This window comes from Vulcanisaeta sp. EB80 (assembly GCF_002078205.2).
In genome coordinates this window covers 1-6,395 of the sequence record NZ_LCWN02000151.1, presented here as the reverse complement: position 1 = coordinate 6,395, position 6,395 = coordinate 1, and the positions used below count along the sequence as shown (strand labels likewise).

At 45.5% G+C, this 6,395-nt stretch carries 5 protein-coding genes; 2 read left to right on the top strand and 3 right to left on the bottom strand.

Features of this window, described 5'->3' with window-relative positions; translation table 11 throughout:
• Positions 1-1,520: 1,520 nt before the first annotated feature.
• Positions 1,521-2,075 (bottom strand): succinate dehydrogenase/fumarate reductase iron-sulfur subunit, encoded by a 555-nt coding sequence (locus B7L70_RS12775; RefSeq protein ID WP_238376271.1) that lies wholly within the window; start codon positions 2,073-2,075, stop codon positions 1,521-1,523.
• 236 nt (positions 2,076-2,311) lie between these two features.
• Between B7L70_RS12775 and B7L70_RS12770 the strand changes: the two genes are divergently transcribed.
• Entirely contained in the window at positions 2,312-3,055 is a 744-nt protein-coding gene (locus B7L70_RS12770; RefSeq protein ID WP_081228487.1) for a helix-turn-helix domain-containing protein, read from the top strand.
• A 212-nt stretch (positions 3,056-3,267) separates the two neighbouring features.
• Here the strand turns inward: B7L70_RS12770 and B7L70_RS12765 are convergent, their stop codons facing one another.
• The gene (locus B7L70_RS12765; protein ID WP_081228486.1) at positions 3,268-4,410 is read right to left on the bottom strand and encodes a PLP-dependent aminotransferase family protein; all 1,143 of its coding nucleotides are present in this window, start codon (positions 4,408-4,410) and stop codon (positions 3,268-3,270) included.
• 33 nt (positions 4,411-4,443) lie between these two features.
• Complete coding sequence (locus tag B7L70_RS12760; RefSeq protein WP_101940308.1) at positions 4,444-4,752, bottom strand: hypothetical protein; 309 nt, start codon at positions 4,750-4,752, stop codon at positions 4,444-4,446.
• A gap of 159 nt (positions 4,753-4,911) precedes the next feature.
• Here B7L70_RS12760 and B7L70_RS12755 point away from each other — a divergent pair, with 159 nt between their 5' ends.
• Positions 4,912-6,336 carry an APC family permease gene (locus B7L70_RS12755; protein ID WP_081228484.1) on the top strand — a complete coding sequence of 475 codons (1,425 nt, stop codon included), beginning with the start codon at positions 4,912-4,914 and terminating at the stop codon, positions 6,334-6,336.
• The last annotated feature ends 59 nt before the right edge of the window (positions 6,337-6,395 follow it).

Here is a 6,395-nt window from a genome sequence, read left to right as displayed (position 1 = left end):
TAGCCGGCGTGACCCAGGACCACTTCCCAACAATAGCGAGGCGTGAGGTGATCAAGGTAATACAGAACGGTGGTGAAGTCATATACATGTCGCCGGAGAGGATCGGCAACTTCGCGCAGGTATCCAATGAGTGGATACCTGTAATACCAGGCACAGACGGCATGGTGATTTGGTCCGTAATACATGAGCTGTTCAAAATGAGGGAGCAGGGGATACACTCAATCGATGAGGACTACCTTAAGTGGTACACGAACGCACCCTGGCTCGTCATAACTAACCCGGACGGCTCAATAATACCACCACAGGCATCCAACGTTGGGTTATTCGCGAGGATGAAGAACAAGAATGGTGACTGGGTGCCAATAGTCAAGGGTAGTGATGGCAACCTCTACCCATTCACCGACATACCCTGGCAAAACGGTGTTGAGCCAGTCCTGGAGTGGCAGGGAACAATAACAATACCAGTATCCCCCGACTCGGACCAAACCATAACACTAAACGTTAGGACCGCCTTCAGCATACTCAAGGAGATAGCACTGCAGGATAAGTGGAGTCCGGAGAACGTTGAGGCCACTTGGGGAACGCCACCTGCTTATAAGATTAGGGAGTTGGCGCAGAAAATAGTGAACCTACTCAACTACGGTAGGGTAGCGGTTAAGGCTAAGTGGACTGATTACCTAGGTAGGGAGCACGATTACTATATCGGTACACCATTCTCGGCATACATAATGAGGGGCATATCTGCGCATACCAACGGTTTCCAGACCGCAAGGGCTTTTGCTCTGTTATTTGCATTAGTTGGTGCCCTAGACACACCAGGTGGGTTCGCCTACAAGTCACCAGCTCCATGGCCTATACCCGACGGTGACTATTGGCCAGCATATATAACCCCACCTGATCCAAGGATGAATATCACACAGGATGACTACAACTCCAACCCAAGCCTATACACTGGACCAAATGGTGAGAAGCTCATTGGGGTTGCGGGTGGTACGATGATTCAGGAGAGGATTCTCAATGATGGTACAGTGCAGATACTAAGTGTTGAGAAGGTTCCATATCCAAAGGCGATACACGTAACCACAAAGGTCATTGTATACACGCCAGACCAAATGGTCGTTGATGAGAATGGGCATCCACTGCTCATTGATAGGGCCTTCAGCTGGGAGTTCCCATTCCCGCTGCATAGGAGTTATACTGCAGTTAACATAGATGCTGGCCTTGAGTGGCCGTACAGGATTGAGTTCCTGCTATGGCACATAACCAACGAATACTGGGACAACGCCTACGACTTAGATAAGGACCTTGGATTACTCAGGATGAAGGACAGTGATGGTAGGTATAGGATACCATTCGTGGCACAAGTTGATACATTCTACGGAGGATCTGTGCCCTGCGTCGACTTAGTGATACCAGACACAACGTTCTTCGAGAGGTACGGCGAGCACAGCCTATTGGATAGACCAACCTCGTCAGTCCATGGACCCGGTGACAACATTGAGTGGCCAATACTACCACCGTTATTTAAGGAGGTTAGGCCGTGGAGTGATGGCGAAATTATACTGGGAGTAGCAGAGGCCACATTTAATGCAGTATGCAAACTCGAGGTACTCATTAAGCTGCTCCTCAGTTTGTGGGTAGTACGACTCAAGTTTTTCGAATTGCTCCTTCTCATCCTTCCTAATCAACCATGGTTTAATAGACCTATGCTTATCGAAGAACTCTGAGAAGTCTGTAGCCACGTCCTTAATTGGCTCGAAGTTACTGAGTGGTTCTATCGTGATCACGTCAGTGCCTAAATCGTAGGGTTTCGTCTCACAGGCAAGCCTTGGTGTTCCATTTATTATCATGCCACAGGAGCCGCATATACCCATCCTACAGCTGTACCTGAAGGATAAGGTAGCATCCACTCCCCACTTTATTTTTAATAATCCATCGAGTACAGTCTCGTGATTTGTAAGCTCAACGCTATACTCCTTCCAATAATAACTACCTCTTTCTGGATCATACCTTTTAACCTTAAATGTGTATGTTCGCCTTATGGGCGCGCTTAAGGGTGGTTTAGTTATAGTCACATTTCCCACAGTTGCTGCTGCAGTTGGCGTATTGGCGGATGCTTGTTGTGAAGACACGTTACTTAATGATCAGGAGTTCATTTATAAGTTCTTCCTTGGAAGAGAATACAATTATTATTTATACATTAAACAATATAGATGTAAAACACCTATTTATGATTATTACGACAGTAGTCGACCGGTGTTAGTCTTATCATCAGTTAATACATAAATACTAGACTATTGGCTAATTCTTAATGACTGAGTATGAGGGTTTTATCACGGACATAATGATTAGGATTGCAGGTGATATAGTGCTTTCGGAAAATCCTGGAAGGAGCATTAGGAGGTGGCGTGAATTCTTCGAGATGTCCCAGGCGGAGTTAGCGGCTAGGCTTGGTACATCGCCTAGCGTAATTAGCGACTATGAGTCTGGGCGTAGGAAGTCACCAGGCTCCCAATTCATTAAGAGGGTTGTTAAGGCATTGATTGATTACGAGCTGGAGAAGGGTGGCCAGAAATTATACATATTGAGTAGGCAGACCGGTGGTGAGAGGTTTTGGGAGGCTATCATCGACATGAGGGATTTCGACAAACCCATAGAGATTGGGGATTTCATAGGCGCCATCGGTGCTACCCTAGCGGTGGCACCTGAGGGTTATGTGGATGTTCATGGATACACCGTGGTTGATAGCCTAAAGCTTGTCCTTGACGTACCAGCGCACGAGTATTTAAAGCTCTATGGAGGAACAACCCAGAGGGCGGCTATCTTCGCCAATGTTAGGTATGGGAGGTCGCCCATGATTGCCATAAAGTCGATGCTCGCGTTCACGAGTATTAGGCCTGCGGTTGTTGTTATGCATGGTGTTGAGAGACCTGATTATTTGGGTATTGAGATTGCCAGGAGGGAGAGGATACCGCTGGCCGTTGTTAATAGGCCTATTGATGAGTTACTGAATGCATTAAGGGGCCTTATTGAGCGTCAGAAGGCTGTTAAGTAATTTTCTAACTCTGTCTTTAAATTCCTCGATGCTTGAGTCATTAACTAATATATAATCAGCCCTAGCTATCAGGTCGCCAAGCCCATACCTTAACTCCCTGGGTATTAAGACGTTATTGATAATATTCGTCCTATTAACGCTTTTAGTGTTGATTATGGGAATATTGAGGGGGTTGGAGGGTGGGAAGGATGGTTCAGGTGATTACGTGATCATTAAGTGATGTTGGTGCTCATTGTCCTTATAACATTACTTAAGGTCCTAATGCCGTCCCTTATTAGGTCAATTCTTATGGATCCAATGCTCAACCTGGCAGTATCAAGTCTACCATCACTTACGTAGAACTTATCACCGGGTACGAAGGCGATTCCCGCCTTTGTGCACTTCCTCAATAAATGCCAAGCGTTGATTTTTGTGCTTATGAAGGCGTAGAATCCGCATGATGGATTGAACATGAGAGAGCCAGGTAAGTAATGATTCAAGGAATCAACCAATTCCCCAAGCTTCCTGGAATACAACCCACGCGCCTCATCAATAACCCTTTCGGCAACACCCCTCCTTAATAGGTCATAAACCAGGTATTGGGTCAATGTTGATGAGGCGAAGTCGTGTTGCTCGAGCTTCTCTAAATTATTACGTAAAGCACCACCAACCACTACAAAGCCTATTCTAAAGCCGGGCCCTAGAACCTTCGATAGCGTTCCAACGTATATGACATCATCATTAACAGACTTAAGTGATGGTTGTGTGTTTAGGTAAAGTGATGTGTATGGGTCGTCCTCTATGATCTTGAGATTATACTTCTCGGCTATCTCGAGCAGATGCTTTCTCCTATCCCTGGATAAGGAAACGCCTGTTGGGTTGTGGCAATTAGGTATTGTATAGATAATGCCAGGTCCATGCTTCCTAACTAGGGACTCTAATTCCTGGGTTATCATACCCTCATCATCCATGGGAACTCCGATTAACCTAGCTCCCTGAAATCTCATGGGGGCTACGGTTTCGACAAAGGTAGGGTTCTCTGTGTAGATAACGGTGCCCCTCCTAATCATTAATTGCGATAATAGTTTAATTGCGTGCTGGGCACCAGCCGTCACTATTATATCTCTCCAGCTAGCCCTTATGCCTAACACCCTGCTTAAGTACTTAGCCAATTCAATACGTAGTTCCTTTAAACCACCTGCACCCGGGTAAGCCAGTATTAGCGTTCCATACTTTTCATAAACATTCTCGAAGGATCTACGTACCTCATCTATGGGTAATACCGTAACATCAGGTGCACCGCTTGCGAAGTTATACGTAATACCCCTCCTCGCCAATCTACTCACCAGCTCCACAGGCGACCAAGAAAGCCTCATTAAATTCAGACGAGTTAAGTTATTATTTTAGTTCTACCTATGCTCTTCCTGCCACCTCTTCATTGCCTCCTTCCTCGCTCTATAAAACTGCACTATCGAGAATATTATCAGGGCTAGGAATATGATGAAGATCGCGTATGTAAGCCATATCAGGGGTTGCGTTATGGTTGGTTTTCCAAAGGTTATCAATATGGGTATTGGCACTATTGGGAATATGACAATGGCACCACCAACATTAGAGGATGGGGTCGAAGATACCCCAGCCGCTATTGCGAGCACTATGGCTATTATTGGTATCAATACGGCGAGGATTATCAATAAAATACCAAGCTGATACAACATCTAAGGCAGAGAAATGTGGCCATGGATAAAGAACCCAATACTGGATGTAGGTCCCGTAGGCAAAGAAGGCGCAAACATAATTAATTGTTTATTATAATTTAAATAACTGTTTATTAAACGTTTAATTAACTATAAATACTCAAAGCCTACAGAACCCACGTGACTGAAACCATAAGCAGGGAACTTAGGAGGGATGCTACGGGCTTCCTCGGCTCGTTGTATAATTCATTGGCTGGGCAGGCGCCGGCTTATAGCATTGCAGGTGGTGCTGCATTCATAATGAGCTATGCATACGCCGCCTCACCGTTGGCAATGCTACTAACATTACTTGGCGTCTTAGCAATAGTTTACTCAATATTCGTGATGGCACGCAAATACCCGCACGCCGCCAGTTTCTATGCTTATGTAACAAATACATTGAACTCCAAGGTTGGTTTCTTCAACGGTATTGTTTATACGGTGTTCTACAGCATAATTGGTGTTGGTTCAATAGCCATAGCCTTCGCATACCTCGGCACCGAGGGCATGTACGCAATCACCGGCCACCCGATAAACCCATTAATCCTACTCCCAATACCCATAGTCCTTGCCCTAGTACCCGCAGTGCTCGGCATAAGACCTAGCATTAGGACTGAAATGACACTAACAAGCATTGAGATTGCAATTCTCCTATTATTCGTAGTACTATCCTTTGCGGCAAACATAAATAGGCTCTCCATATTACCGTTCACGGTGCAGGGCACATACCAAACAAGCCCAGGCGGTATCCTAATGGCATTATCGGGTGGGTTGGTCTTTGCCATAACCTACTTCATGGGTTTCGAAGTTAGCACGCAGATTTCCGAGGAGGTTAAGGACACCAGGAGGAGCGTGCCGACAAGCACCCTTTGGGCTACAGTACTCATGGGTGTGCTGTACATACTCGTTACATACGCCATAATACTCAACATTGGTTACTCACAATCATCAATTAATAACTTCGTAAATGAGGTTGAGGGCATGGGGCCAAACCCCGTATACACACTAATCGGTCACTACCTGGGTGAGGCTGGTCTCATATTGTTTGCAGTAAGTGTGATGCTCAGTGTGTTCGGTTGTTACCTGGCCACACTGAATGCAACGGCTAGGATGCTCTACGGCATGGCCAGGGATGGGTTACTACCCACGTGGCTTACAGAGACCCATCCAAGGTATAAAAGCCCGCACAAGGCCCTTTACCTAAGCACTGCAGTCGCAATAATAACGATAATGCTCGCGTACTTGGCATCATACATAAGCGGTTACTACAAACCAATTGCACTGACCTATAACGCAATGGAATATGCATATGCAATTGACTCGCTATATTACGTACTCAGCCTATTATTAATAGCCGTCGGCGCACTCAGGGTCACAACATGGCGTGGTAGGGTCGCGATAGCCATTGGTGCCGCGCTGCTTGCCATAACATTCTACTACTCAGTAACAGGCATGGCATACCTGTACATATTAATTGCATCCATATTGTTGATAGTTATTGTTGAATTAACAATATTGAGAAACAAGTTGGATAAAATCAAGATAACCACATGCCCCTACTGTTGATGCAAAAATTTAACTTCGGCATAGTCGATAATAAAATGAATCAAAATGTACGATGCCTA

Bases quoted from the DNA above. Each gene is read 5' to 3' on its own strand.
- B7L70_RS12770 (WP_081228487.1), top strand. From the start codon at position 2,312: ATGACTGAGTATGAGGGTTTTATCACGGACATAATGATTAGGATTGCA.
- B7L70_RS12765 (WP_081228486.1), bottom strand. From the start codon at position 4,410: ATGAGGCTTTCTTGGTCGCCTGTGGAGCTGGTGAGTAGATTGGCGAGG.
- B7L70_RS12760 (WP_101940308.1), bottom strand. From the start codon at position 4,752: ATGTTGTATCAGCTTGGTATTTTATTGATAATCCTCGCCGTATTGATA.